The organism is Hyphomonas atlantica corrig., assembly GCF_000682715.1.
Classification (GTDB): domain Bacteria; phylum Pseudomonadota; class Alphaproteobacteria; order Caulobacterales; family Hyphomonadaceae; genus Hyphomonas; species Hyphomonas atlantica.
In genome coordinates this window covers 54,231-81,198 of record NZ_AWFH01000023.1, presented here as the reverse complement: position 1 = coordinate 81,198, position 26,968 = coordinate 54,231, and the positions used below count along the sequence as shown (strand labels likewise).

General features: G+C 52.9%; 22 protein-coding genes. 13 read left to right on the top strand and 9 right to left on the bottom strand.

The genetic code is table 11. From position 1 onward, the window contains the following. Positions 1 to 234 precede the first annotated feature (234 nt). Complete coding sequence (locus HY36_RS10350) at positions 235 to 843, bottom strand: TetR/AcrR family transcriptional regulator (protein ID WP_051602693.1); 609 nt, start codon at positions 841 to 843, stop codon at positions 235 to 237. 188 nt (positions 844 to 1,031) lie between these two features. On the opposite strand from HY36_RS10350, the gene HY36_RS10345 reads away from it, so the two are divergent. Continuing rightward, a complete protein-coding gene (locus tag HY36_RS10345; protein ID WP_035552194.1) occupies positions 1,032 to 2,459 on the top strand; it encodes a D-arabinono-1,4-lactone oxidase in 1,428 nt (475 codons plus the stop codon). Continuing rightward, positions 2,452 to 3,750 carry a DSD1 family PLP-dependent enzyme gene (locus tag HY36_RS10340; RefSeq protein WP_035552191.1) on the top strand — a complete coding sequence of 433 codons (1,299 nt, stop codon included), beginning with the start codon at positions 2,452 to 2,454 and terminating at the stop codon, positions 3,748 to 3,750. Before HY36_RS10345 ends, HY36_RS10340 begins: the two co-directional genes overlap by 8 nt. Here HY36_RS10340 and HY36_RS10335 read toward each other — a convergent pair whose 3' ends face one another. Genes HY36_RS10335 through HY36_RS10320 form a run of 4 tightly spaced genes read right to left on the bottom strand, consistent with a single transcriptional unit; the run spans position 3,751 to position 8,252 of the window. Next, positions 3,751 to 4,686 (bottom strand): NAD(P)H-dependent flavin oxidoreductase, encoded by a 936-nt coding sequence (locus HY36_RS10335; RefSeq protein ID WP_035552187.1) that lies wholly within the window; start codon positions 4,684 to 4,686, stop codon positions 3,751 to 3,753. Between the two features lie 39 nt (positions 4,687 to 4,725). Beyond that, positions 4,726 to 5,961 carry an acetyl-CoA acetyltransferase gene (locus HY36_RS10330; RefSeq protein ID WP_035552184.1) on the bottom strand — a complete coding sequence of 412 codons (1,236 nt, stop codon included), beginning with the start codon at positions 5,959 to 5,961 and terminating at the stop codon, positions 4,726 to 4,728. Positions 5,962 to 6,020: 59 nt separating this feature from the next. Then, a complete protein-coding gene (locus tag HY36_RS10325; protein ID WP_035552181.1) occupies positions 6,021 to 7,490 on the bottom strand; it encodes a carotenoid oxygenase family protein in 1,470 nt (489 codons plus the stop codon). A 21-nt stretch (positions 7,491 to 7,511) separates the two neighbouring features. After that, the gene (locus HY36_RS10320; protein WP_035552178.1) at positions 7,512 to 8,252 is read right to left on the bottom strand and encodes an SDR family oxidoreductase; all 741 of its coding nucleotides are present in this window, start codon (positions 8,250 to 8,252) and stop codon (positions 7,512 to 7,514) included. Positions 8,253 to 8,426: 174 nt separating this feature from the next. On the opposite strand from HY36_RS10320, the gene HY36_RS10315 reads away from it, so the two are divergent. After that, entirely contained in the window at positions 8,427 to 10,226 is a 1,800-nt protein-coding gene (locus HY36_RS10315) for an AMP-binding protein (RefSeq protein ID WP_035552176.1), read from the top strand. A 44-nt stretch (positions 10,227 to 10,270) separates the two neighbouring features. Here the strand turns inward: HY36_RS10315 and HY36_RS10310 are convergent, their stop codons facing one another. After that, positions 10,271 to 11,125, bottom strand: a complete 855-nt coding sequence (locus HY36_RS10310) for a DUF1295 domain-containing protein (RefSeq protein WP_081806147.1) — start codon at positions 11,123 to 11,125, stop codon at positions 10,271 to 10,273. Between the two features lie 182 nt (positions 11,126 to 11,307). On the opposite strand from HY36_RS10310, the gene HY36_RS10305 reads away from it, so the two are divergent. The 9 genes from HY36_RS10305 to HY36_RS10265 all read left to right on the top strand — a co-directional run bounded on the left by HY36_RS10305 (position 11,308) and on the right by HY36_RS10265 (position 23,065). Continuing rightward, positions 11,308 to 12,516: an acetyl-CoA C-acyltransferase gene (locus HY36_RS10305; RefSeq protein ID WP_035552173.1), complete on the top strand. Its 1,209-nt coding sequence runs from the start codon at positions 11,308 to 11,310 to the stop codon at positions 12,514 to 12,516. A 38-nt stretch (positions 12,517 to 12,554) separates the two neighbouring features. Then, a complete protein-coding gene (locus tag HY36_RS10300; RefSeq protein WP_051602692.1) occupies positions 12,555 to 13,451 on the top strand; it encodes an SDR family NAD(P)-dependent oxidoreductase in 897 nt (298 codons plus the stop codon). A 142-nt stretch (positions 13,452 to 13,593) separates the two neighbouring features. Further along, the gene (locus HY36_RS10295; RefSeq protein ID WP_206741183.1) at positions 13,594 to 14,556 is read left to right on the top strand and encodes a winged helix-turn-helix transcriptional regulator; all 963 of its coding nucleotides are present in this window, start codon (positions 13,594 to 13,596) and stop codon (positions 14,554 to 14,556) included. An 86-nt stretch (positions 14,557 to 14,642) separates the two neighbouring features. Then, positions 14,643 to 15,710, top strand: a complete 1,068-nt coding sequence (locus HY36_RS10290) for a hypothetical protein (RefSeq protein WP_035552169.1) — start codon at positions 14,643 to 14,645, stop codon at positions 15,708 to 15,710. A 91-nt stretch (positions 15,711 to 15,801) separates the two neighbouring features. After that, positions 15,802 to 17,484, top strand: a complete 1,683-nt coding sequence (locus tag HY36_RS10285) for a class I adenylate-forming enzyme family protein (RefSeq protein ID WP_035552166.1) — start codon at positions 15,802 to 15,804, stop codon at positions 17,482 to 17,484. 229 nt (positions 17,485 to 17,713) lie between these two features. Continuing rightward, positions 17,714 to 20,032, top strand: coding sequence for a TonB-dependent receptor (locus HY36_RS10280; protein WP_162175984.1), 2,319 nt, complete (start codon positions 17,714 to 17,716; stop codon positions 20,030 to 20,032). Positions 20,033 to 20,130: 98 nt separating this feature from the next. Beyond that, positions 20,131 to 21,030 carry an SgcJ/EcaC family oxidoreductase gene (locus HY36_RS17820; protein WP_051602690.1) on the top strand — a complete coding sequence of 300 codons (900 nt, stop codon included), beginning with the start codon at positions 20,131 to 20,133 and terminating at the stop codon, positions 21,028 to 21,030. 66 nt (positions 21,031 to 21,096) lie between these two features. Further along, positions 21,097 to 21,462: a nuclear transport factor 2 family protein gene (locus HY36_RS10270; RefSeq protein WP_035552163.1), complete on the top strand. Its 366-nt coding sequence runs from the start codon at positions 21,097 to 21,099 to the stop codon at positions 21,460 to 21,462. Between the two features lie 7 nt (positions 21,463 to 21,469). Further along, a complete protein-coding gene (locus HY36_RS10265; protein WP_162175983.1) occupies positions 21,470 to 23,065 on the top strand; it encodes a spinster family MFS transporter in 1,596 nt (531 codons plus the stop codon). Between the two features lie 97 nt (positions 23,066 to 23,162). Here the strand turns inward: HY36_RS10265 and HY36_RS10260 are convergent, their stop codons facing one another. Continuing rightward, positions 23,163 to 23,675, bottom strand: coding sequence for an EF-hand domain-containing protein (locus HY36_RS10260; protein ID WP_051602688.1), 513 nt, complete (start codon positions 23,673 to 23,675; stop codon positions 23,163 to 23,165). Between the two features lie 27 nt (positions 23,676 to 23,702). Next, the gene (locus tag HY36_RS10255; RefSeq protein WP_035552160.1) at positions 23,703 to 24,500 is read right to left on the bottom strand and encodes a DUF4198 domain-containing protein; all 798 of its coding nucleotides are present in this window, start codon (positions 24,498 to 24,500) and stop codon (positions 23,703 to 23,705) included. Positions 24,501 to 24,645: 145 nt separating this feature from the next. On the opposite strand from HY36_RS10255, the gene HY36_RS10250 reads away from it, so the two are divergent. Beyond that, positions 24,646 to 26,133 (top strand): DUF2271 domain-containing protein, encoded by a 1,488-nt coding sequence (locus tag HY36_RS10250; protein WP_035552158.1) that lies wholly within the window; start codon positions 24,646 to 24,648, stop codon positions 26,131 to 26,133. 66 nt (positions 26,134 to 26,199) lie between these two features. On the opposite strand, the gene HY36_RS10245 is transcribed toward HY36_RS10250, so the two are convergent. Beyond that, positions 26,200 to 26,913: an energy transducer TonB family protein gene (locus HY36_RS10245; protein ID WP_162175982.1), complete on the bottom strand. Its 714-nt coding sequence runs from the start codon at positions 26,911 to 26,913 to the stop codon at positions 26,200 to 26,202. Between the last annotated feature and the right edge of the window lie 55 nt (positions 26,914 to 26,968).

The following is a 26,968-nucleotide window of genomic DNA, read 5'->3' as shown; positions in this document are numbered from 1 at the left end:
AGTTCGAAATTCGGGGAAGCGCATGATGTCTGAACACCAATTCGAAGTGTGCATCTTGAAGATCAAGGTTAATCAAATGTTGCCGAGAGTCGTCATGCCTCACATTCTCCGAGTGGGTGATCTCAACAACCCTAGACTTGCTGACCGATCGTGAGATGTGGCCAGGGCGGTCAGTTTTTGCGGATATCTCCAACCGGCGATGGCTTTATGATTCAAGCCAATCAGCGAGTGTAATTACAGTCCAAGCGCGGCAGTGCATGCAGCGGTTGTGCGCTCCACGATTTCCTTGCGATTTTCCAAACCGGTTTCGAAAACCAACTCGATTGCTGCATAGCCGAGTTCCACAACAAGCCGGCACCTGGTTTCGACCGCCTCTTTGGATGGAGCGAGACCGACTTCCACCATACGTGTGGCCAGGGCATTCGTGATCGCTTCGTGGGACTTTAGCCGAATTTCGCTAAGCGAAGGGATGGCACGCATACACACCATTATCGCATGACTGCCCACAAATGACGCGCTCACCTCGACAGATTCGTCTAGTGAGCGCCGAATAGTTTCGGCAATGGTTGTATTGCCCATGTCAAACGCTTTCAGATGTTGTTGCGTAACCACATTCTGCGCGTGCATGAAACGAGACGCCAATTCCTCCAGAATTGCGTACTTGTTTGGAAACCATCGATAAAATGCGGGCGGTGTCATGCCAGCTCGTTCGACAATTGCGTTTGAATTGAATCCCTCAATTCCGGATTCAGTCAGCAATTCCTGGGAGGCCGCCAGAATCTTCTCGTAAGTTTCTTTTGAGCGCGCTTGCTTTGGAACAGGCTTGTCGGAATTTGTTGGCACGGAACAATCTACTCTTGGTGATAACTTCGGAGTTACTTAGACTCTTCTGGGGGTTCGGCGAATTTTCAAGAGGATATCGCATTCTAGCGCCTCGATGCGCCTTTGAAGCAAGGATTTAAGCAGGTCGTTACAAGCAGCCAAATTGACTCAGAATAAGAGTAGCATAGGCTACCGTTTGGAGGAGCGTCATGAGATTATCAAGAAGATCCCTGCTGGTCGGCGGCGGTGTGGCAGCGGCAGCTGTTGGCGTACCAGCAGCGCAAAAGCTGCATTGGAATGGGAAGAACTTCGCACAAGAGGGGTATGATCCGTCGCTACCTGTCGCGCCGGATGGGCGCGTTGGCTGGATGAATTGGTCGGGCGCACAAAAAGCGACACCGCGCGACCTGGTGTTGCCTGTAAACGAAAACGAGCTTGCCGCGTTTGTCCGCGACAGCCCGCACCGCGTCAGACCCGCAGGCAGCGGGCATTCTTTCACGGCTTTGGCTCCAACGGATGGCTACATCCTGCAGACCAATTATCTGAGTGGCCTCAAGGCATTCGACGATCAGACAGGGGAGGCGACGTTTGGCTCTGGCACGCTTATCTTTGAGGCTTGCCAAGCTTTGGCCGAGAGAGGCCGGGCTTTCGACAATCTGCCAGATGTGGATGTGCAGACGCTTGCAGGCGCATTTTCAACGGCGACGCACGGAACCGGCGAAAACTTGCCGGCGCTCCATGACAACATCACCGCATTTCGCATTGTGTCGCCGAATGGCGACGTTCTGAATGTTTCAAGAGAAATCACCCCTGAGCTTTTTGAAGCGGGGAAGGTGTCCCTCGGCGCACTCGGCGTGATCACCGAGTACAAGCTGCGAACTGTCCCGGCTTTCAAGTTGCGTCGCCAGGCAATTGTCGAAAAAATTGATGATCTGCTCGACACTATTGAGGAACGCGCAGCACGCCATCGGAATTTCGAGTTCTTCTATCTGCCTGGTACCGGTTTGGCGCTGTCGATCACGCACGACGAAACCGACAAGCCGGTGACGGAAGCTGCGGAGAGCGATGATGACGAGACGATGGACGCGTTGAAACAATTGAGGGACCAACTGGGTTGGGCGCCTTGGCTCAGGAAGCGGATTGCCCAAGCAAACCTGCCCACAGGACTCATTGAGGATTATGTTGGATGGTCACACGAATTGTTGGCGACCACTCGGCCGATCCGGTTCAACGAAATGGAGTTCCATCTTCCGCGTCAGGAAGGCCCCCGTACTGTAAAGGACGTCGTTCGAATGCTGGATCGAAAAGGCGAGGCTTATTGGCCGGTTGAGTATCGTCACATCGCCTCCGACAGCGCATGGCTCAGCCCTTTTCAAGGAGGTCCCCGGGCGTCGATTGCCATTCATGCTGCTGCGGACGAACGCTACGGCTATTTTTTCAAAGACTTTCAACCCTTGTATCTGGCCCGTGGCGGGCGGCCGCATTGGGGCAAGCATCATTCCCTGGGATATGAAGATTTTGCGAGCCTGTATCCGGCCTTTGAACAGTTCAGAGCCTTGAGAAGAGAGCTCGATCCCAATGGAAAGTTCTTGAACCCGCATCTAGCGAATATCTTTGGGGAACAGTTTGATGCCTGAAGGTGAAAGACGTTTCTCTGTCAGCAGACGTCAGCTGATAATTGCAGGTGTGGGTGTAGTAGGGGTGGCAGGTATGACACAGCGACCAAGGGACAAGAGTGGGCGCCGAGAAAAATACTTCCTCGATATGCAGGATGCTTTGGCAAGGGAAGGCATTGGCACGCCCACACTGGTCATAGATCTGGAGCGGCTTGATGCGAATATCGATACGTTGCTGACTCATCTCCCCAATGGGATGGGATACCGAATAGTCGCAAAGTCACTGCCATCACTTGATCTGTTATCGCACATTTGCAATCGAACTGGGACTGACCGGCTGATGACATTTAATCAGCCAATGCTGAACGCTTTGAGTGCACATATGCCGGATGCGGATCAGCTGCTCGGTAAGCCGCTGCCCATAGCGGCGGTTAGGACATATTTCTCCGAACTCCCGCCGGAGAATGGGGCTGCAGCTGATCAGGTGCAATGGCTTATAGATACTCCAGTTCGTCTGGAGCAGTATCGCGAGCTTGCAAGCGGACTAGATCGTACCTTTCGGATCAATCTGGAAATAGATGTCGGGTTGCACAGAGGCGGCTTTACGCCAGGCGAGGAGTTACGCCGAACTTTGGAGGTGCTAAAGGCCGATCCAAGTTTGAGTTTCTCAGGATTCATGGGCTACGAACCGCATCTACCGTCTTTGCCCACTACTTTGGGCTGGCGAGATCGTGCTAAGCGAGCCGCATGGGAGACATATAGCAACTGTCTCAGCTTGGCGGCTGAAGTATTTTCGGGTGATGAGTTGGCAGCGATTACTCGAAACGCCGCTGGCAGCCCTACCTACCGCTATTATCAGGACACGTCCCTGGCGAATGAAGTGTCTGCAGGGTCGTGTTTGGTGAAGCCAACGCACTTTGACACGGATTTGCTTGAGCCGCATTTGCCGGCAAGTTTTATTGCGACACCCGTTGTGAAATCACTCGATCGGACTGTGCTGCCGGGTCTGGAGTTTGCTGAAGGTATCCAGCGTTCGTGGAACCCGAATAGTGCCAAAACAGTGTTCATTTATGGCGGCCACTGGTTGGCTGATCCGGTCGACCCGCCGGGACTGGAATATAATTCGACTTTCGGCCGATCCTCTAATCAGGAAATGTTGAATGGTGGATCAGATTTGGAAATTTCACCGGACGAATTTGTGTTTTTCAGGCCTCATCAGAGCGAGGCGGTATTTTTGCAGTTTGGAGATATCGCGGTCTATTCGAATGGTAAAATTGTCGAGCGATGGCCGGTTTTCGAAGCATCTGCCTGATCAGACAGAACCGGCCGCTTCGTATTCTGATTTCAATCGGGCAATGATCTTTGCAGCAGGTTCAATTTGACGGACGCTGCCAACACCATGGCCCGCTGACCAAACATCGCGCCAAGCCTTGATCTTGCTGTCTGAGTTCGACAAATCCATTGATGCCGCTTTGGCGGGACCACCGTAGTTCACGCCCATCTTATCCAGGCTTTGCTTTAAATAGTTCGCATACGCGCCGGTCAGTGAATTGCTCAATACCAGATCATTGTAGGTCGCAGCGACGAGCATTTCCCGGTATTCTGGTGTAGCTAGACTTTCCTCGGCCGCAATGAAGCTCGTGCCAATGTAGCAAAGGTCAACTCCCAGAACTTCTGCTGCTCGGATTGCGCGCCCGGTCCCGATTGAACCGGCCAGTATGACGATGCCGTCGAAGAACTCACGGACGGCTGGCACAAAGGCAAAACCGGCCATTGCCCCGGTGTGCCCGCCAGCACCCGCGGAAACCAATGCCATGCCATCCACGCCTTTCTCGGCGGCTTTGCGGGCATGGTCGAGGCTGTTGACGTCGGCGATGACAAGTCCGCCATATTCATGGACCACATCCAAAACAGGGTCTGGTCCCCCCAAGGCGGTGATGACGATCTTGGGTTTATGGTTTCGGATCAGGTCAATTTCGTCGGCGAGACGATCATATGACCGGTGGGTTGTCAGGTTGACGGCATATGGCGCCGCTTCCTCTCCCAGTGTGCGTCCAAGATTATCCAGCCACTCGTCAAGTGTTGCGATCGTGCGCGCATTGGGAAACGGAAACGCCCCGATAACGCCATTGTTGCAGGTTTCCTTGACTAGGTCAGGACCGGACACCAAAAACATGGGTGCCGAAATCGCGGGAATAGTCAGCTTGCTGGTTATGCCCGCAAGGGTCTCCGATGCTGGTCGCACCATCACTTTCACCTCTTTTGTGCTGCCGAAAGTAGAGCGGAGTTATTCGGCGGTACCGATGACAAAGGAGCAGTTCGTGGTTCCTGAACCACCCACGTTGAAGGTTGCCATTGTCCGTGCTCCCTCAACCTGATTGTCGCCCGCTTGATCTGTTACCTGGCGGTATGAATCCAGCATCATCCGTACACCTGTCGCTCCCACGGGGTGGCCGAGCCCGATGAGGCCGCCGGATGGATTGACGGGGATCGACCCGTCCATGGCAATTCGGCCATCTTCAATGGCTTTCCAGGCTTCGCCGGGCGCTGTAATTCCAAAATGTTCGATAGCCATGTACTCGGTGATCGAGAAGCAATCATGCGTTTCAATTGCGTCGACTTCTTCAACCCCGGAAATGCCAGCTCGTGCGTAAGCGTCGGTAATTGCTTTTCGTGTCCAAGGTAGAACGTAGTCCTGATCGCGGCTTTCTTCGAGTTTCGTTTCCATCATGAGCGGCGCGGTCGTATGACCCCATCCTCGTATTACGGCAAGCTCCTCAATATCAATATCGCGTTCTTTTGCGTACTGTTGAGCGCGTTCTTCCGAAGCGAGGAAAACGACTGCGGCGCCGTCTGTGACCTGACCGCAGTCCTGCCGGCGCATCCAGCCGTCAATAACTGGATTGGCCTCATCGTCAGCTGTGAAGCTTTTGTCCGTGAACTTCCAGTTCCGTGCTTGCGAGTTTGGATTGCGACGGCCGTTCTCGAAATTGATTTTCGAAATGCCCATCAAGTGGTCATAGTTCAGTCCGTAGCGACGCTCATATTCGTCGCAAAGGTCAGAGAACATCGCTGGCCACACATATTTGCGGCCTTGTGCCTCACGGCCGACCCAGGCAGCCGCGCCCAAATTCTTCGCAGCTTGATCACCATGAACGTTTCGCATCATCTCAATACCGGCAACACAAGCGAGACCGTAGCGGCCGCTTTGAATGTCTGACATGGCCGCAAGAATTGCGAGCGATCCCGATGCGCAAGCCCCTTCATGACGTGAGGCAGGCATGCCCGAGAAATCGGGATGTACGTGGCCGAAATACCCGCCCAGCATGCCTTGGCCGGTAAACAGTTCGGCTACGAAGTTCCCGACATGTCCAACATCCACGTCTTTTGGGTCCAGTCCTGTTTTCTCGAGAGCTTTCAGTACTGTATCAGAAAACAGATCGAACAGGCTCTTGTTGTCGCGGGTCCAATTTAGCGAGAAGTCGCTTTGAGTGCCGCCGAGAATGTAGACTGGTGCCGTCATGGTGCGTTTCCTTTGGTGTCGTGTCAGTGAAAGGCTGACCTGTCCCTTATAATTACGTTTTATACTGTAACGAGTTCGTCGCGATTTGCCCACGTCGCATGCGTGCCGCTTGAGATGCGGTGCGGTAGTATAATGCGACAGACGGGTCCTGCTGATACGTTCTGCGCATCCACAAGAATGCACTCCGACCTGTCATTGACCGTATCGATGATGAACGAGATCAGATAGCCGTCATCTTCAGACTTTGCGTTGATGCGCGGTACAAACGGAGACTCGCTTGCGTAGCGTCCGTCTTCCAGCATGTAGGCGTCGGAATCTCCCGTTTCCATGTCATGTTTCACCAATCCATTGAAAAGGAACCAGCCTGGCTTTGTCGTGGTGGAATAGAGATAGCGCGATTTGATGCCCGCATAGTTCTGGTTGAACGAGCCGAACTCCAGAATGCGATCATCGAGACGTTCTTCAGTCGTCTTGCCCGTATCGAGATTAAATCGCCAACGGTGAAGTTTCGGTTTGAAAGAGTGCTCGTCTATGTTTGCGAGCAATTTACCGAATTTCTTGTCCAGACCCGGAACGTCCAGAGGGGCGGGGTCTGGATCATCCTGGAAGTATCCGTCCAGCACAATCTCATTTCCCTCTTCCCACGCATTCATCCAGTGAAGCACATAAGTGGGAGCGGCTTCGAACCACCGAATCTCGCTGGGATTTCCAAACCGAGGTACAATGGCAAATCGGGTCGGTAAATCAGGATAATACTGATTGGCGTGAATGCCTTTCTTTAGCAGGTCGGGGTTCCAAAAGAGCGGCAGATCCACCAGGATCGAATAATTCTGGGTGAAGGCCATATCGTGCGGAAGGCGCGCGCCGGGCAACTCGATGGGAATATAGTGCTTTAGCTTCTGGTCTGCTCCGACCACGCCGTAATGCATGTAAGGTGCCTCTTTTCCGTAGTTGAAAAAGAGCAGGTCCCCAGTTGCGAGGTCGACTTTTGGGTGGGCTGAAATTCCTCCCTCGGGAACCCAGTCGGCGGTGCCTGTCGTTTCTAGCGTTTCCGGATCCAGAATGTAGCCATCGCCGCACATATAGAATGTCGACAATATGTTCCCACCATGAACCACAACATCAGTGGATGATGAGTCTTTCATTCGCCCCCGAGCGCCCCATCCTTCGCGTTCGGATTTCGCAGGATTGCCCGCGATTCCTGTCCATAGGGCATGGCCAGCTTCCTGTTCAGCCTTTAGACCTTTGGTCTGCACGAGCCTGTTCGAGTACTTGGCCTGTCCATTATGGAAAGACATGGCATGGATCATGCCATCGCCGTCAAACGGATGGTAAATGCCGATGGCATCACGGACAGGGTTCTCCGTGTTGCGGACATAGATCCCGGAAATATCTTTTGGAATTTCTCCGATGACTTCCATGTCCACCGCATCCACTTCCTCGCGGCAGGGGGACCATGCGCCGTTGAGGTAAGGATGCTCGTTCGGTGAAATTTTGAATTCAATATTGTTTTTGTAAAGAATAGTCATCGTTGATGTCCGCTATTGGGCTTATTGAGCTACGCGCTGCGCCATGGACTCCGCGAGTCCGTGAGGGTCACGGGCAAGAAATGCGCGTACAGATACCGCGTGTGGATCGGTGTCATGCTCGTTGATGTTGTTCTCGACGGCTATAATCCCAGCCTTGCCAATATCTCGCGGCAGAGCCTGTTTCATATTCTTGATATGAGCAGCCATGCGCGTTTTTACGGAGCCAACAATCAAAGCGGCTACGTGGATGTTTTTTGAGCGAAGTTCTGCGCGCATGCAGTCCGAAGCAGCCCGCATGGCGAACTTGGACGGACTGTATCCTCCCATATTCGGCACTGCGACAATGCCGCCCGCGGATAGAACGTTTACAATCGCACCACCACCATTGCTCTCAATGATTGGAGCGAATGCTCTGCACATGGACATCGTACCAAAGAAATTCACTTCCATTTCGGAGCGCATGTCATCCATGGTCGGGGCGGTCATGAGTGTGGTCATGTGAAACACACCGGCATTGTTCACAAGTAATGTCACGTCCTGAGCCTTCTCAGCGGCCGCCGCAACGTGTTCTGGATCGCTTATGTCAAGTTGGATGATCTCGACCTTGTCGCCGTAATCGGCATACGACTCTGGAATATCGGCCGGATTTCGCGAACCGACATATACCTTTCTTGCGCCCGCATCGATGAGTTCTTCGACGAACCCTTGCCCGATGCCGCGGTTTCCGCCGGTGACCAATGCCGTGCAGCCTTCGACTTTCATTGTGTTTCCTTTCCTGTCTCGTCAATGCGGCCCTTTTGATGCTCTGCATTAACGAGTGCCTGACACTTCTGGTGAAGAGCGGCCTTGTTCCCTGTTGACTTTGATTGGATCAGACCGTCCTGTTGTAGTCAATTGTAAAAACATACCCAGTATAGATATTCAAGCGGAGGACCCATGTTGACCAAGAGTAAACCGGCTAAGCCGGCGTTCAGAAAAGTGAAGTTTCCTGCGGTCGATCTAGACATCGAGACCCGCGCCGACGGAACGATGCTCATGTCGACAAAGGACGAATTGGAGCTGATTGCGCCGAATGTGGCTGTCGGGTTGATGGCGTCTGCACAGAAATGGTCAGACCGAATTGCGATGGCTGAGCGCGATTCGTCCGGTGAGTGGGCTACCAAGACTTACGCAGAGTTTGTTGGTAACGTCCGATCCTGCGCTCAATGGTTGCTGGATTCCGGAGCGACGGCGGAAACGCCGCTCATGATTGTTTCTGGAAACTCAGTGGCGCATGCAACCATGAGATTTGCCGCGCTGTTCGCGGGAATACCAATTGCGCCTGTCAGCGAGAACTATGCCCTGCTTGGCGCCAGTACTGATTTTGCACGCATGAGGCATGCGGCAAACATCGTACAGCCAGAGTTTGTGTTTGCGGAGGGATCACCACATGTCGCGGCCGCGCGTGCGTGTCTGCCGAACGCTCAGATTGTTACTTGCGATCCGGCAGCTATTGAGGACGGCGCAGTAGATTTCGCGGAATTGTGCGCAGGACAGTCCACGCATGCAGTTGATGAAGCGATTGAGAAAATCACGCCTGAAACGCATGCCGCGTACATGCTGACGTCCGGATCCACTGGGATGCCAAAGGCCGTGGTTCAGACTCATGAAATGATGATGGTGTGCGTGTCGCAGAGTTGGTGGGCAATGAAAGATACGGGCACCTGGGACCGCACCATTCTTGAATGGTTGCCCTGGAGCCATGTGTCCGGTCTTTATGTGTCAATCGCCTCGGCGCTTGTCGGCGGATCCTATTATGTTGACGAAGGGCGCCCAATGCCGGGGCGGTTTGAGGCAACGCTTCGGAACATCCGCGACCTGGAGCTCACCACGTTTACAAGCGTGCCAGTTGGCTACGCGATGCTCGTGGAAGAGTTGGAGAACGATTCCGACCTTCGCGACCACTTCTTTTCGAAGATGCAGGTTTTGGTCTTCGGGGGCGCGGGGTTGCCCCAGCCCGTCCATGACCGGCTTCAGGCGCTCGCTGTAGAAGCAACGGGTCATCGTATTCTCATCTCATCAGGATACGGTGCAACGGAGACTACGTCCGGGTGTATGTTTATTTACTTCGAGACGGACCAAGTCGGTATAGGCCTGCCATTGTCAGGCGTGACATTGAAACTTGTTCCGATGGGTGATCGCTATGAGCTGCGGATGAAAGGCCCTTGCGTGATGTCTGGCTACTTGCGGCAACCGGATGCCGCGGCGAGGTCATTTGACGAAGAGGGATTTTATAGCATCGGAGATGCTGCCGAGTTTGCTGACCCAAACGACCCTACGCGAGGTTTGTTGTTCGGTGGCCGATTGTCAGAGGATTTCAAATTGAGTACCGGAACGTGGGTCACGGGTGGATCTCTGCGTGCCGCTCTGGTTCGTGATCTCGCGCCATACGTTGCGGATGCATTGGTGTGCGGTGAGGGATATGATCGGATCGGAATTCTTGCCTGGCCAACGCCGGCAGGCCTTTCGGCCACTCAGCAAGATCTCGTTGAGGCGATTGAGCGGTTCAACAAGTCGGCGAAGGGGTCAAGTGAACGTGTTTGCCGATTTGCTTTCTTGAGCGAGCCGCCGGACATGGGAGCTGGAGAAGTGTCAGATAAGGGATCAATCAATCAGGCGCTGGCGATACGTCGGAGAAAGGAAACGGTTGAGTGGTTGTATTCTGACCCTGTTCCTTCCGACGTGTTGAGCTTTTAAGACATCCAGAGGCGGCGGCTCAGAATGCCGCCGCCTCCGCTGAGTTATCGTGCAGGCGGTCGAGGTAGAAAGCCGCTGACTCTGCGGCGGTAATCTTCGTAATCTGGATAGCGCCGAGACATCGATCGTTCCAGCAGGGCTTTTCCCGACAAATTGTACAGAAAATGGATCATCAGCAGTGGGCTTAGTATTGTCAGGAAGCCCCACTGGCTTTCAAGAGCGACTAACGTCAGACCAGTCCAGACTGCGGCATCTCCAAAGTAATTCGGGTGGCGGGTCCATGACCACAAGCCGCGATCCATCAGCTTGCCTTTGTTCTCTGGATTCTTTTTGAACTGTCTGAGTTGATGGTCGCCTACAGCTTCAAACAACAGGCCGATGACGAAGATCGTAATTCCGAGATAGGCAATGATGCCGAGCTCGCCCTCCGGGAACAGTAGCCACTCGGAGAATCCAAACTGACCTATCTGTACGGGGAGGGACACAAAGAATGAGATGCAGCACTGCAAAACGAAAACGTGCGTTAGGCTGCGCATGACGAAGGGGCCGTCACCGCCGGCTTTCTCGCGCATCCTGACGTATCTGAAGTCTTCTCCGTGGCCGACATTGCGGATGCCGAGGTACAGTCCCAGTCGAAGTCCCCAGATCAATACAAGTGTCGTGATCAAAGTGGCGCGCAATGAGTGCGATTCGGTTTGCAGCCATGTTGTGGCAGCAGGAAGCGCGCAGGCGGGCCCCCAGAAAATGTCAACAATGCTTGCATTTTTAATTTTTACACTGATGGCCCAAAGCGCAACGAATGCTGTGAGTGATATGCCAAAATTGACTAGAATGATCTGTAGCAAGGACGTTCCCCCTCCGAATAATTTGTTCTGTTCGTTATCCGCATTTTCACCCATTTCTATGTGAGTGAAAAGAAGCTTGCAATATAAAACCTATTCTTGGTGGTGGTATTGGTTCTCTCATGTTCACTGCTGGTGACGCTAAGGAAGCAGTTGAAGTAGGCCGTTGAATTGCGCTAACGGTATGGATACGCAAGTCAATGCTGAGGGGAGGTGAGAATTTCTTCCCGGAGGGATACATGGAAGACGTCTACATATTCGAAGCGCTTCGTACGCCGCGCGGTCGAGGTCGCCCAGATGGAGGTTTGCACTCTGTCACTCCGGAAGCGTTAATCGCGGTATTGGTCGACGAACTTGTGAGCCGTACCTCCCCAGACATGCGTGCAAGTGTGTCCAGATTGGTCTTGGGTTGTGTGGGGCAGGTTGGCGCGCAAGGTGGGCATATCGCGCATCTTGCAAAAGCCGAGTCTGGGCTTCTGGGGAATGTTGTTACCCGAACCGTGAACAATTACTGCGTATCAGGATTGTCCGCCATTGGGGATACGTTTCTTGCGGCCAGGGCTGGCGAAAATGGTCTCATGTTGGCTGGAGGTGTGGAAATGCTCTCAAAGGTGCCATTTCTAGCCGATAATGCCCCTGTGTATGCCGATGCTGCGCGATCTGAGGCGCTGGGGTGGCTGGCTCCGATCCTTGGTGCGGAGTTACTTGCAAGTCAAAAGGGGTATTCGAAAAGAGAATTGGACGAAGTCACTTTACGGTCTCACAATCGCGCGGCAGCCGCATGGGACAGTGGGCGCTATAACAAAAGCGTGGTTCCGGTCAGAGGCTCAAATGGCGAAGTTCTTTGTGCTCGTGACGAGTGGATAAATGGCGAACTGACTATGGAGCATTTGGAGCAACGCAAGCCAGCGTTCGCCTCGCTCGGTAGGGGTTTGGCGCAGACGATGATGCTGAAACAGCATCCGGAACTCTCTGAAATCAGCTATGTGCACTCGGTCGCGAATACGCCGGGACTCTCTGACGGAGCGGCGCTCGCGCTGATGGGCGGGACTGAGGCAAAGCAAAAGAGTGGCCTGACCCCTAAAGCCCGCATTCTGTCCTTTGCAGAAGTGACTTGTCATCCGATTGATCAATTCGATGCCGGTCCAATGGCTATGGAAAAAGCCTTGGCGAATGCTGGCCTCCAACTCAACGACCTGGATCTGATTGAGTACATGGAGGCTTTTGCTGCGCCGCCTTTGGCATTTGAGCGCGAGTACAATCCGGACATGGACAAGGTGAATGTTAATGGGGGACATCTCGCGATGGGCCACCCGATGGGAGCAACAGGCGCCATCCTAACAGCAAATCTGTTACATGAATTAGTTCGTCGTGATGATGAACTTGGAATGGTTGTCGCCCTTGCCGGCGGTGGAATCGGAAGTGCGCTGATCATTGAGCGCGTGTGATCCTGCATTGATCTGAACTCGTTCCACTGGAGGAAAACGTGGCCGAAAAACGTGTTGTCTTGATAACCGGCGGCGGCAAAGGATTGGGAAGAGCTTTTGCGTTGGATCTGGCGAAGCGTGGTGCAAGGGTCGTAGTGAACAATCGTGTTCGCGAGGGGCAGCCGGATTCTGCCGCGCACGTCGTGCAAGAGATTGCGGCAGCCGGGGGCAATGGGATCGTCGAGACTAGCGACGTGACGGATGATGGTGCTGCCGAACGCATGGTGGAGCGCGCGCTGCAAACCTATGGGCGTCTTGATGGTATTATCTTCAACGCGGGCATCACAGGTGACGCTAAACGTTTCGTGGATATGGACGCGGCGAATTTTGACCTGGTGATGGCGACCAACTTCGCGTCCGTGGTTCGGTTGACCCGGCACGCGCTTCCGACCCTCAGAAAATCTCCTTCGGCTCGGCTCGTTTATGTTTCTTCGAGTGCAGGCCTGTACGGTGTTCGAGGTCGTTCGCCGTATGCATCATCCAAGGGGGCTTTGCAGGCCTTTGCTTTGAACATGGCGATAGAAGAGGCGCGCAACGGTTGTCGAACCAACATCGTATTGCCTTATGCGCTGACACAAATGACCCGAGGGACCGAGGCGTCAGAGGGTGATCATGCGTTGAGTGCAGACAAGGTTGCGCCTTTTGTCAGCTGGCTGGCGAGCGAAGATTGCCATTTGAATGGAACCGTTTGGACCGCCGGTGCTGGACTGGTGAGACAGGTGCGCACTCTGGAAACCGTAGGAGCAATGCTGCCAAGCGACGGAGATATTAAGTCTTGGTACTTGGAAAACCGGGAAAAGTTGGATGAACTCGATGCATCGTCTCCCCGCACCAAACATGCCGAGCACGCTTTTGAGCAATTCATGCAAGCAGCAGCAGCGAAAACTCATCAGTGATTAAGGTATTGATATGATAGTCACTAGCGCCTAGGTCTGACTTGTTGTCCGCTCGTTATTGTTCGTAATTGTTCGCGTTCTGGGCACTAAGTTTACTCTTGGGCCGGTCTGTTCCGGCCGGAAAGGCGCCAGCGACTGAGGCATGATTGCTGAAGGTTCCAAGTCTGATAACTCGAGGCCCATGATCCGGACCTGCTCGATCTGGCGGGCTTTGGAAGTCGTTGGGGATACTCCGACACTGCTTATTCTTGAGGCGATCTGGTTCGGTCAGAGGCGTTTTGACGCCATTCGGAAAAATTCCGGCCTGCAGAAGGCACTAATTTCGAACCGGTTGAAGAAATTGACTGAGGCAAACCTACTACGAAAGCAGGCCTACACGGATTCGCCGCCGAGGTTTAACTACGTACTTACCGACAAGGGGTTGGCGCTCTACTGGACCTCTTTGATGCTCCTGCGCTGGGAGCAACGCTGGGCGACGCAGGAAAAGGCGGTCGTTCCGAAACTAACACATAGCAAATGTGGGCATGTCACCACGCCTGAGCCTCTTTGCGGGCATTGCCAGCAGGTTATCAATGCGCGTGATGTGAACTGGGAGCAGGGGCCGGGCGTGGGGCTTATGGCGCCAATCTACAGTCGTCGCCGGCAACGCCGCGATGCCGATCAACCCGCGAGAGAGTCGCTACTTTTTACAGCATCGGCCGAATTGATGGGAGACAGGTGGGCTGGGCTCATCCTCCGGTCTATCTTCACGCACCTTCGAAAGTTCGATGAGATCCTGAAAGACACGGCGATTGCGTCAAACATACTATCTGATCGGTTGAGCTGGTTGGAGGAAACCGGCATCATCATTCCTCATAAGTACCAGGATAATCCTGAACGTTTTGAATACCTTCTCACCGAGAAGGGCTTGGATTATTACCCTGTGCTGGTGATGCTGCAGAAGTGGGGCGATACGTATTATGCCTCTCCTGAAGGGGCTCCGGTTATTCTTCGCCACAAACTCTGCGGTAATCCTCTTGATGCCTATGTCGGTTGTTCAGACTGTCTGGAGCCGATGTTGCCTCATGAGGTGACGTATGAATTGGTCGAGAAAAACAATTCCTGAGTAAATCGTACTATAGACTTTCATAACAAAACCCACCATTGTGGCTCTGAAGTATCCAGATCGGATCAAGAGAAGGGTGACGGATTATGAATGGTGGGTCCAGGCAGTACAAAGTCATTCAATGGGCTACGGGCGCGATGGGAAAGTCGTGCCTGCGTGCCATCATTGACCGGCCCGATCTGCATCTGGTCGGTTTGTATGTGTACAGTCCGAAGAAGTCCGGTTCCGATGCCGGCAAGATTGCAAATCGTCCTGAAACTGGAATTCTGGCTTCAAATGACATTGAGGATATTGTCGCGCTGGATGCGGATCTTGTGGTTCACGCTGCGCGTCTAGGTGCTACGCATGACAGTCACGATGATGACATTGTGAGACTGCTAAAGTCAGGAAAAAATGTACTTAGTATCAATGGAAACACGTTCTATCCGAATTGGTCGAAAGCGCGGCGAGACAAACTCCAAGCAGCTTGCGAGGAGGGTGGCGTCAGTTTTGCAGGAACAGGATTGAATCCAGGCTTCGCAGCTGAGCGCTTACTCGTTACCGCAACGAGCGTTTGCTCCGCCGTATCGTCGGTGTCCCTCAGCGAAGTGGTTCTAACCGACGAAATCGCGAGCCCTGAATACGTTTTTGATTTGCTGGGTTTCGGAAAAGAAGTCGGTTCGGTGGACATGAACAGCGACGAATGGGCGCCGGCGCAAACACTGAATGCAATGTTCGAGGATGTTGTCGCGTCGGTTGCACACTCCTTGGGCTGGCAACTGGACGAGATAAAGAGAAAACATCGTATGCTGCCTTCTGGTCGTGATCTCGAAGTTCGTGCTGGTAAAATCCGCAAGGGGACTGCCAGTCATATAGATTGGCGCTGGAGAGGCATGATTGGCGGAGAAGAGAAAGTCTTGTTGTCCATTGCGTGGGCGATGAATGATGAGCATGTCAACGGTGGTGACAAAGACTTGTGGAAGCTCGAGGTTAAGGGAATCCCCAACGTAGCGATTTCATTTGGGGTCGAGCGCCCTGAAGGTATCCCGGGCCGCACAAGCGCGGAACAGATGGCCGTTGCGGGTACTGTGGTCAACGCTATTCCAACGCTCATAGAGGCACCTGCTGGTCTCGTGTCATTGCCTTTAGCGACGCCATTTGAGGTGCTTGGTTGAAAGGAACTCTCGAGGTGCGAAAAACACGCGCTGAGCCCATCTATTTATAAACGTACACGGCAGTTGTGCGAGCTATCGGGGAGAAGAAAATATGCAAATCACACCACAGGCGCGTCTGGATGAATACAGATCAAGAGGATGGTGGGGTAAGCGGACAATCGACGATCTGTTAAAGGAAGCGGTATCTAGCTGCGGCGATCAGTTGGCGTTGGTAGACCCTTCCAATAGGGTCCTTTTGCTGGGAGACGAGCCACAGCGTTTAACATTTCACGAAGTGGATCAGAGTGTTGATGCGATGGCCAAGGCTTTTGTGTCCGCTGGTGTTGGTCGTGATGATGTCGTGCTCACCCAATTGCCCAACATTGTTGAGGGTGTTCTCGCTTTTCTCGCATGTGCGCGAATTGGTGCAATACTCAGTCCGGTTGCGATGGCATTTCGAAAACATGAATTGACGTCGGTGATCAAGCAACTGGAGCCATCTTTGGTTTTGACCGTGAGAGACTTTCACGGATGCGATCACGCCAAACAGATGAAAGAGCTTTCAGATCAAGGAGTATATGACGGCCCTGTTATTTGTGTTGGGGAAGGCGAGATTTTTCAGTCCCTGGAAAGTGCACAATCGGCGGCTGTAAATGTTCAGCTGGCGGATCCAGAATTGCATTCGGGAGAAGTTGCGACGATTTGCTGGACGTCCGGGACAGAAGCGGACCCAAAGGGCGTGCCGCGGCATCATGCGCATTGGGTATTTAATGGTGAGTGCATGGTTGAAGCAGCCATGTTGGGCGAGGGGGATCGAATTCTAAACCCCTTTCCGCTTATCAACATCGCGGCGTTTGGAGGAATGGTTGTCCCTTGGTTGCTTTGCCGTGGTTGTCTGGTGCAACACCATCCATTCGATTTGGCGATCTTTCTGCAACAGTTTCAAGCGGAAGGGATTAACTACACGGTCGCGCCCCCTGCGATTTTGACGATGTTGTTGAAGAAACCGGAATTGCTGAACGGCATTGATTTCGGACAAGTCAAATGTATTGCCTCCGGATCAGCGCCGCTACCTCCCTTCATGGTGAAAGCGTGGCAGGAGCAGTACAGCGTGTCTATCATGAACGTATTCGGATCGAACGAGGGATGTTCTCTTATTTCAACGCCCGTTGTTGTGGGTGATCCTGAGATGCGCGCGGCTCTGTTTCCAAGGTTTGGCGTGCCCGGGCTGGAGTGGGAGATGGGCTTTCCAAAACGCATAAGAACACGCTTGGTAGACTTGGAGACCGGAGAAGACATCAGCGGGCCCGGCATGCCTGGAGAGTTGCGTATTGATGGGGCGATGGTGTTTGATGGATACTGGAACAATGCTGAGCTGACAGCGCAAGCATTCGATGATCAGGGCTATTTCAAGACTGGCGATTTGTTCGAAATTTCGACAGCAGAGGGTGGCCGTTTCTATCAATTCGTTGGCAGGTCCAAGGAAATCATCATCCGGGGCGGGGTGAACATTTCTCCGGCTGAACTGGATAGTCTTATCGAGAGCCACCCCGCCGTGAAGGAAGCTGCCTGCGCAGCTTATCCGGACGATCGGCTGGGGGAGCGCGTCTGCGCTGTGGTGGTTACCCAGCCAGATGCGGATATCGACTTGGAGATCCTGGTGGATTTTTTGAAGTCAAAAGAAATCTCCGTGTACAAGTTACCAGAGAAGCTGATTGTTGTTCCGAGTTTGCCGCGCAACCCACTAGGAAAAGTTCTGCGCCGGGATCTATCTGAAATAGCATCCCGCGACTGATTATCATCAAAATTCTGCTTTTAGGTTTCGTTTAGCAATTTAAGCGAGCCGTTCGCTTCTGACATAATTAAGCGAATATACTTGCGATATCGAAAAAACTAGTAACTTGCATTGACAAACCCACTGGTGCTGTTTAGCAATTTCGTATGGCTAGAACCGGTCACCTAGACACCGGTCAAACCAGAACTGAACGGTCTCGTTTAGAAGACTTACAATGGGAGGAAGAGCGATGCGTCGCTTTGGATTGATGCGAACAAGCGCGATGGCGCTTGCGATAGTTGCTTTCAGTAACACAGCTTATGCTCAGGATGCTGATGTAGATAGTGTCGAAGAAGCGGGCTCAGCGGGGTCTCGTACTCTTGATACGGTAGTGATCACGTCACAAAGGCGAGAGTCGACTTTGCAAGATGCTGCGGTAGCTGTATCCGCGGTTACCGGCGAGTCGCTTCAAAAGGATCGGGTGCTGAGTTATTCAGATTTGGCGCGTAACATTAGCTCGTTGAGTTACACTGAAAACTCACCCTTGGACCAGGAATTCAATATTCGGGGTATCACGAATACGAGACTGGATTCACCTTCCGCCGACCAATCAATCGGTATCTTCATCGATGATGTATATGTCGGTCGTTCGGGCCTTCTGAACTCGGACTTTTTTGATGTCGAGCGAGTTGAAGTAGTTCGTGGCCCACAGGGCGTGCTGTTGGGACGAAACGTTGTTGGTGGAGCGATCTCCATTTATACGGCCAAACCGGAAGAAGACTTCGGGGGAGCGTTCACAGCGGAGTTCGGAAATTATGACAGTCAGTTGTTCAACGGTCATGTGACCGGAACGATTGCGGAGAATTTAACCGGCCGTCTTTCGTTTCAATCCCGCAAGCATGACGGATACAACAAAGACCTCACGCTCAAACGTGACCTCGACAATCTAGATTCCTTTCAGGCGCGAGCGCAATTGATGTGGGAGCCCGACGGGGCTGACCTGACTATCCGCGGCATTGTTGATTATTCAGATGATTCGTCGAACGGAATTCATCGTGTAGCAATTGACGATCCGAATGCGGCGGGTCAGGGGCCATGGAGCACGACCCGGGATGCCATCTCCGCGCTGTTGCCCGGCGGTCTCGACATTCGCGAGAGCCTTCCACAAAGTTATCGGTATACGGGTGATAATTCAGATCAATCCCAAGTCCTTCGTCGCGAAGCGATCGGCGTCACGCTGGATATTGAAAAGGGATTTGGAGATATTGCCACGTTCCGGTCGATCACAGGATATCGAACTGCCGAAGCCTATAGCATGTATGACCAAACGGGCATCGGCTACCGAAACGGTTTTGGAGTAACTCCTACACCGTTGGCATTTTCGTTCCCCGTTTTGGAAGACGAAGAGATTACGCAGATTACCCAGGAGTTTCGTCTTCTATCGAATGGTGATGGTCCTCTGAATTGGCTCGTTGGAGCGTATATTCAGGAAGATGACGTTGACAAGTTCGACAAGTATCTCGCTGAAGTTCCATTGACTGTTCTTGGAACGCTGTCAGGAGAATCCCACTGGATCAATAACGGCGAGACGAGCAGTCGCGCAGTATTTGGGCAGGTTGGATATGAGTTTGCGGACCAGCTGCGTGGTACCGTTGGTGTGCGTTGGTCGCAGGATGAAAAGACCGGAACGGTTTCTGGGCTCCAGATTCAGACCGGCGACAGATACAATCCAACGGACACAGTTCCGTTGTCTCCACTCATCACGCCGTTTACCGATGTGGCTTATTCACAAACAACGGAAGAAGTAACACCTCAGGCCACACTTGAGTGGGAGCCGAATGATTCTATCCTGACGTACCTGACGTATTCACACGGCTACAAGGGCGGTGGATTTGAAGATACGCCAGCGAACCCAGCAGCTGCAACAACCCCATACAATCCAGAAACCGTTGAGAACATTGAGTTGGGGCTGAAACTTGACCTGCTTGATGGCCGGGCTCGTCTGAACACTGCTCTATTCTCTATGAAGTATAAGGATCTTCAGGTCACTCAAACTGACGATGGATGTCTGTGCAACATTACTGACAATGCGGCTGATGCGAACATCATGGGCATTGAGACGGAGATGCAATGGGTCGTGAACGACGACTTGTTCCTGTTCGGGGCGGTGACATTGCTCGACACAGAATATGAAGACTTCGTAGACTCGAATGGTCTGGATAATTCGGGGAACGAATTGCAGCGCACACCGAATTACCAGTTCAACATCGGAGGAGAGTACACGGCAGATTTCCTTGGAAATCCTGACGCGCTCACGCTTCGATTGAGTTATGCGGCGCAGGGTGAGCTTTACTGGCTACCTGACAATTTTCAAAAAGAAGAGGCATACGGACTGATAGATGGGCGTGTCACGTACGCACCGCAAGACGCTGATTGGTCCGTTTCGCTCTGGGGCAAAAATCTCGCTGATGAGCTCTATCGAACAAATATCATTGCCTTTTTGGGGGATGAAGTTTCTACGCTCGGCGCGCCGCGCACATATGGAATTTCATTCGGTTATCAATTTTAGCGCACTTGTTCGAGTGCCCCTTTTGCTCGAGCAAGACCGGCCCGCACCTAACAGGAGCGGGCCGGCCTCCTATCTCTCAACCCATCAGGAATGAATCGATGAAACTCATTTCAAAACTGGCTGTAGCGAGCGCGATGCTCGTGACCGCCTGTCAGACTGCCCCTCAAAATATGGAGACTGAATTGGCCGTGGAAAGCACATTGGAAGCAGAAAGCATTGCCGTTGCAAAAGACATGGTTGCCGCCTGGAATGATCTGGACGTCGATAGAATTGCAAACTTGTTTTCTGAGGATGCCGTTTTGCATTCAATGATGATTGAGCCAATTCATGGTCGCGAAACCTTGCGGGAGCACCTCGGCGCATTGCTGAAGAATGCTACTCGCTTGGAGCTGCAACTCAAGACAGTTTCCGCGACTGGCAACACTGTATTCCTGGAGCGCGTTGATGACTTCGACGTCAACGGCAAGCATGGGGCTGTTCCAGTTACTGGTGTGCTGGTTATTGAAGAGGGCAAGGTCACAGAATGGCGCGAATACTATGACCGAAACGAGCTCTTCACAGAAATGGGCGTCATTCAGCCTGAGCCGGATCATCTCGCTACCGTCAACCAGATTATGGATTCCTGGAAAGCTGGAAACATCGATGGCGTCTTGGCGCATGTCGCGCCTGATGTAACCTATTACTATCGCGTTGGGTCAGAGCCATTGAAGGGTCCTGATGAAATTCGTGCATTCCTTGAAAAGTTTGGCGCCGGGATGAGTAATATCCAGTGGCGTATCAATCGTCACGCGCAAGATGGAGATATTTTGATGGTTGAGGGTGCAGACGATTTTGTTGATGCAAAAGGCAATCGGATTCAGATCCCATATATGGGTATGTTCGAGTTCGAGAACGGAAAGATCCGTTTGTGGAGGGACTACTTCAATCCCGCAATCGGAGACTTGACCCGCAAAGGAGAGCCGGTGCCGGACCACGTGCAGGCGCTGCTGGACGAATAAGGAACCTTTATTGCCGCGCCCCATCTCAATGGGGCGCTCCATTCAAACTACATCAGGACTTTTCCCATGAGTGCATTGGACCTAGCCGAAAAATTCAAGAGCCGCCTGGAAGCGGGTGACGAGCCAGGCGCTCGCGCATGCTTCAAACCAGACGCCGGTATCTGGCACAATTATGACCGCAAGACGCAAACCGTTGACCAAAACATGGCAACGTTCAAGAACATCATTTCGAAGACCAAATCGCGCACGTATGACATCCAGAGGATGGTCGAGATTCCGGGTGGTTGGCTTCAGCAGCATATTCTGCGAGTTGTGACGCTAGATGACAAAACCATAGAAGCTGATGCGATCGCAGTTGTGCTTGTAGAAGACGGAAAGATTGCTCGGATTGAAGAGTATCTCGATCCAACCCCTCTGGCTGCACTACGCTAGCATTATTGTGGATCAGTCAGTCGCCGCCCCCGTGAAGGAAAGCCGAGGATACGCCAATGGTGTACTGGTAATCCTTTTTCTCGTTTACGTTCTGAACTTTCTGGATCGCCAGATATTGGCGATACTGGCCGAAGACATCAAAGCGGATCTCCAAATATCGGATGCCGATTTAGGGTTTCTGTACGGAACAGCATTCGCTGTATTTTACGCGACTTTTGGCATTCCGCTTGGTCGATTGGCCGATGCTTGGAATCGAACTCATTTGATCTCCCTAGGATTGGGTTTCTGGAGTTTGATGACGGCCTTGTCTGGCACCGCAAAGGGGTTTGCTTCTCTGGCAACCTACAGGTTCGGCGTCGGAATTGGAGAGTCGAGCGCGTCGCCAGCTGCCTTGTCGCTGTTGTACGACTACTACCCTCCCCATTTGAGGACTACGGTCGTCGCTTTGTATGCGGGCGGTGTGTATATCGGCCTTGGCTGTGGATTGTTCTTGGGCGGGTCAATTCTTGATGCCTGGGCCGCGACGTACCCTGATACGTCACTCGCTCCGTTTGGTTTGAAAGGGTGGCAAGTGGCGTTCATGGCCGTTGGATTGCCTGGGCTGCTGTTGTCGCTTGTTGTCGCCAAGATTCGCGAGCCTGAACGAGGTCGTTACGATGGCGGCGCCAAGCCTATTGCCGGCTCGCCTTTGAAGGAAGTAGCCGTGTCGCTTGGCAGTATGGTTCCTGTCCTCAACCTTTTCATGTTGGCGCGCGGCGGCGCGAAACCGTCACTCATCGTCGTGAACGTTGTGACCATTGCTTTGCTGGCGGTCTTGGCTTGGGGGCTCATTCTGCTTACTGGAGATGTTACCCAATGGGTAGCGCTTGCAATTGGCGTCTTTGCAGCGTTTTCATGGAGCCAGTCATTTCTGTTGAGAGACCCGGACGTGTTTCATTTGTTGTTCAGGTCACGTGCGATGATTTGCTTGACTATATCGGCCGCGGGCGTGGTTTTCGTCGGTGTAGCATTCGCATTCTGGAGTGTTCCTCTTATTCAGAGAACCTATGAAGTCGCCAATAGTCAGGTAGGAATGGTCGTGGGGCTGTCGAGCGCAGTATCCGGGTTTTGCGGAATTACTTTTGGGGGGATTCTTGCTGATCGGCTTCGCCAGAAATTTGTACATGGGAAATTGGTAGTTTATCTCGCCGCTACAGTTGGGGCGATAATCATGTCCTCGGCCTTTCTCTTCTCGACGACGCTGATTTCAGCCTATGCCTGTCTTGCTGTCTTGTTCTTCTTTACGGCGATGGCAACTGGGCCAGCGATGGCCACGATCAACGATCTGAATGTTCCACGCGGCAGGGCGACGTCCTACGCGTTCTTTACCATGGTTACGACGCTGATCGGAACCGCGATTGGCCCTTACCTCATAGGTCAGGTCAGTGATGTTTACACTGCAGGCGGAGCATCGCCCGCTGAGGCACTTCGGTTGGCGATGATATGGTGCCTGGCCTTACCAGTCGGAGGCTTGTTGTTTGGCATAATTGCATTCCGTGCATTGCCCGCCGATGAGGCGCGCGTGCGGGAACAAAGCGAACGCGAGCTGTTGTCGGTGGGGTAGTTGGGCAGCATCCACGTGGTACGAGGAAAAGGAAAAGCTGCGGCCCCTCGGAGGAGCCGCAGCTTGTTTCGTTCAATAAGAGACGATTGGTTCTGATTCAGTAATTCTCTGCGTCGTCTAGTTCATCAACGATCCCGTCTTCATTCGTGTCCAGAGCGGAGAACATACGAGAGCCGGATGCGTGGAATTCATCCAGTGACAGATTTCCGTCTTCATTCTTGTCCAATACGGTAAACCTGAAGTCGGCTTGGTCGATCTGGCGCGTGCGTTGGTCTTCCATTTGCTTCAAAAGACGGACTTCATACTCGGATACATATTCTTCTGCATGGACCTGCCCGTCGCCATTTGCGTCCCTGCGACGATAGCCATCCTCGCGTTCGCCCATGAACTCGACTTCTGAAACCTTGCCATCTCCGTTGATGTCATATTTATCGAAGAAGGCCGCCTTGCTATGGCCGCGTGCGCTGCTTATCGGCCGGTCTGTCTGCTCTGCGGTTTCAGATGTTGTGGTGGCAATTTCCGATTCAGTAGTCGTGATGGCTTCTTGAGTTGTGCAAGCGGTGAGCGGACCCAAAGCTAGGATGGCTAGGGCGGGCATGGCGTATTTCATATTGTGTATCCGTATTAGATCAGAATGTTATTTTGCGACTTCGAATGTTAGAGAAGTGGTGTGACTATGCTCGTCGACTTCAGCGCCTTCCGGAGCAGGCGAGGCATGGCGAGTCATGATCAGGTATTTTCCCGCTCGATCGAAAGAGAGCGACAGAATTCCGTTTTCGTCGGTTTCAATGTGTTGCTCAAACTTGGCATCCTCATATGCCCCGCCTTCGCGTTTGACTTCGACAGACTGGTTCGCCAATGGTTTGCCGTCGAACAAGATTTCGAATTCAGCACCATCTTCCAAATAGATTTCGTTGGGGTGAGACAACGGTTTCAGAACCAGGCGGCCAAGCGCCAAGTTGACAGGTTCCCACGTTGAGGCCCCCTTTGTGACATATGCATCTGCGACGGTTACAGTCTGGCTACTGATGACTTCAGTGGCATTCTCAGGGACTTGTGCATCGGGTCCGAATACCGGGACCCATTTTCCATCAACAAGCGCTTTTTGGCTTTTCCGACCATAACGTACACCAGTTGTGAGTCGGTATGTGCCTTCATCGCGAAGAGACTCTTCAAGAATCACTACTTGGTGCAGAGGCGTGATAACGTCGAAATCGTCTCTTACGCCATCGGGCAAGACGACGTGGAAATCGTCCGACGCCACAGCGATTTCGGGAACGAATGGGTCTTCGGTGAAAGCGGATTGAGCCGTCACGTATTGGCCTTCGCTTGTCACAAAGACGTTCGGCACGACGTATGATGTGTGGGCATGTGCGGCCCCGCTGAAGGCAATAATGGCAGTGAGCGCGGACGCGCAGGTTTTCAGTCCGTTCATGAAAGGCCCCTAGGTTGAAAATGTATCAGTATTTGGCTTGCACAATATGCAAATGAGATTTAGTTGCAAGTAAGAATTATGCTCCATCGCATCCGCCTCTTGGGTTTCGACGTGATGTGACTGAAGCTTGGCAATTGGAGACCTGATGCTCAGATATACGCTCATCGGATTGGCGGTCGTGTGCGGACTGACCGTCGCCAATCGTGAATTTGCTCATGCTGATACGTTCAAGAGTCATCACGACTACGTGCTGGGAACGTCTTTTGATCTGGTGGTAGTGGCGCCGACGCAAAGTGAGGCAACTCGAGTCGAGACAGCGATACTTGAAGAAATCGAACGACTTAATTCCGTGTTCAGCTTGTACCAGGAATCCGAACTACGGCGACTGAACGCGACACATGAACAACGTGTTTCGACGGACCTCTTGGAAGTTTGGAATAGCTGTGAAGCTTATCGGGTGGAGACAGATCAGGCTCTGAGTTGTCGTGTCGGCGAATTGGTCAATGAATGGTCAGTTGCTGCTAAAAGTCAGACGCTTCCGCAGCGACCCGAACTGCGAATTAAAGCGGGCGAAATACGGCGAGCGGATGTAGAGATTGACGAGGGTCGAGCGACTATCCAGCGTCCCGACATTGTTCAATTCAACATGGATGCATTGGCCAAGGGATACATATTGGATTCAGCTGTTGAAGTTGGTCGAGCGGCTGCGCCAAGCGCAGAAGGCCTACTTCTCAATATTGGAGGCGACATACGCGTTTGGGGCAAGGGTTCTGACGATGGAGGGCAATGGAAAGTCGCTGTAACGTCTGAGTCCGAGCTGGCGGACGGTGCTAGTGCGCATGGAACGATGTTAAAACTCACTGGTGGCGCGGTGGCGACAAGTGCGCAAAGTCCGCGAAGTCTTGAAATCAATGGTCAAGAATTTGGACACATCATTTCGCCAGCTGACGGTTGGCCAGTATCTCACATCAAGTCGGCAAGCGTTTACGCTGCTTCGGCGATCGAAGCCGACGCAATCGCGACTGCGTTGATGGTCATGGAACTGAAGGGTGGTCTTGAATTTATAGAGTCCAAGCCTGGCGTGGAAGCAGAGATCATATCCTCAGACGGGCGACACCACGCGACATCTGGCTGGTCCGGCTTGCTATTGCAGAATGCTAGAAGTGACGAAGTCGGGGCCGTATGGCCGGACGGCACAGAGTTCGCGGTGAGTTTTGAGATACCCGAACACAACGTTGCCGACTACGAGCGCCCATATGTTGCGGTTTGGATTGCGGATGCCGAACGCAATTTGGTTAGAATCCTCATGCTGGCCGGTGAAGAGGCGCGCTGGATGGAAGAGAATTATTACTGGCACAGGCGCTTTGGCCGCAAAGCGGGAAGTCTTGTTGATGCAGTGTCAGGACCGACACGTCGTCCCGGTGAATATACCATGAAGTGGGATGGTCTGAATGACGATGGTGAACCGGTGCCGGAAGGTGAGTACACATTGCACCTGGAAGCTGCGCGCGAGCATGGGGGACATCAGCACGAGCGCTTGAGCTTTACGCTATCCGATCAAGCTATAGCAGAGAAGCTCGAAGCTGGAGAAGAGCTGGGCGCCATCGCCATCACTTTTGGTAAGACGGGATAGTGCTATCTGACTGTTTCTGAACGTCGATAGTCAAGAACGACCGTTATCGGATTAGGTGGAAGATGTTTAGGTGCCTGCAATTTCAACAGTGAACATGGTGTTCACACCAAAGGGTGGCTTCGGATAAGGAGCCGCCTTTTTCACGACAATGATTGCCTCTCTATCAAAGCGTGACGAGCCAGAACTTCTTGAAATCCTGATGCTTTTCACCGCGCCACGTGGGCTGATACGAAACTCGACGAATGCCGATCCCGGACTAGAGGCGCGAGGGCGCCTTTGACGTGATAGATGCTGCATCACCAGGCCCTTGTAATTTGACTCTGCAGCGTTGCCAGGCGCACCTGAATTCGCATCGTTCAGAGTGTCACTTGGCGCTTCGCCCGCGGGGGTGGTCTCGGTTTCCGTCGTGGCGTTTTCAGCATCACTGGATTTTTCCGAGCCGGTGTCCGCCGATACAGCCTGATCGAGGTCCTTTGATGAATCCAGATGCGCGGGGTCTGAAACCAGATTGCTGCTGTCATCCTCTTGTTCGGGTGCGGCCTTAGTTTCGACGACAGGCTCTTGCTCTATTGTTGGAGGTGGCTCCGGAAGAAGTGTCGTATCCGGGAGCAGGGGGGCGGTTTCTTTGTTTGGGTTTGGCGCGGGAGTAGAATCCGGTTTGATGGGTGCAGGCTGTGGTTCTGGTTCCGCCGGAGCCTGCTTTGTAGGCTTTGGATCCGAACTTGGGGTCGTTTCGGCGATGGAGCCCAGTTCCACGCTGAAAGAGTTGCCAGCAATCAATGCCGGCCCGGACAAGGGCTGGGACATCGTATAAGCCAACACAGTCAAATGTGTT

Coding starts and splice junctions, on each gene's coding strand:
- HY36_RS10315 (WP_035552176.1), top strand. CDS start 8,427: ATGTTGACCAAGAGTAAACCGGCTAAGCCGGCGTTCAGAAAAGTGAAG.
- HY36_RS10285 (WP_035552166.1), top strand. CDS start 15,802: ATGCAAATCACACCACAGGCGCGTCTGGATGAATACAGATCAAGAGGA.
- HY36_RS10310 (WP_081806147.1), bottom strand. CDS start 11,125: ATGGGTGAAAATGCGGATAACGAACAGAACAAATTATTCGGAGGGGGA.
- HY36_RS10345 (WP_035552194.1), top strand. CDS start 1,032: ATGAGATTATCAAGAAGATCCCTGCTGGTCGGCGGCGGTGTGGCAGCG.
- HY36_RS10330 (WP_035552184.1), bottom strand. CDS start 5,961: ATGACGGCACCAGTCTACATTCTCGGCGGCACTCAAAGCGACTTCTCG.
- HY36_RS10255 (WP_035552160.1), bottom strand. CDS start 24,500: ATGAACGGACTGAAAACCTGCGCGTCCGCGCTCACTGCCATTATTGCC.
- HY36_RS10280 (WP_162175984.1), top strand. CDS start 17,714: ATGCGTCGCTTTGGATTGATGCGAACAAGCGCGATGGCGCTTGCGATA.
- HY36_RS10305 (WP_035552173.1), top strand. CDS start 11,308: ATGGAAGACGTCTACATATTCGAAGCGCTTCGTACGCCGCGCGGTCGA.
- HY36_RS10325 (WP_035552181.1), bottom strand. CDS start 7,490: ATGACTATTCTTTACAAAAACAATATTGAATTCAAAATTTCACCGAAC.
- HY36_RS10290 (WP_035552169.1), top strand. CDS start 14,643: ATGAATGGTGGGTCCAGGCAGTACAAAGTCATTCAATGGGCTACGGGC.
- HY36_RS10320 (WP_035552178.1), bottom strand. CDS start 8,252: ATGAAAGTCGAAGGCTGCACGGCATTGGTCACCGGCGGAAACCGCGGC.
- HY36_RS10260 (WP_051602688.1), bottom strand. CDS start 23,675: ATGAAATACGCCATGCCCGCCCTAGCCATCCTAGCTTTGGGTCCGCTC.
- HY36_RS10250 (WP_035552158.1), top strand. CDS start 24,646: ATGCTCAGATATACGCTCATCGGATTGGCGGTCGTGTGCGGACTGACC.
- HY36_RS10340 (WP_035552191.1), top strand. CDS start 2,452: ATGCCTGAAGGTGAAAGACGTTTCTCTGTCAGCAGACGTCAGCTGATA.
- HY36_RS10295 (WP_206741183.1), top strand. CDS start 13,594: ATGATTGCTGAAGGTTCCAAGTCTGATAACTCGAGGCCCATGATCCGG.
- HY36_RS10335 (WP_035552187.1), bottom strand. CDS start 4,686: ATGGTGCGACCAGCATCGGAGACCCTTGCGGGCATAACCAGCAAGCTG.
- HY36_RS17820 (WP_051602690.1), top strand. CDS start 20,131: ATGAAACTCATTTCAAAACTGGCTGTAGCGAGCGCGATGCTCGTGACC.
- HY36_RS10270 (WP_035552163.1), top strand. CDS start 21,097: ATGAGTGCATTGGACCTAGCCGAAAAATTCAAGAGCCGCCTGGAAGCG.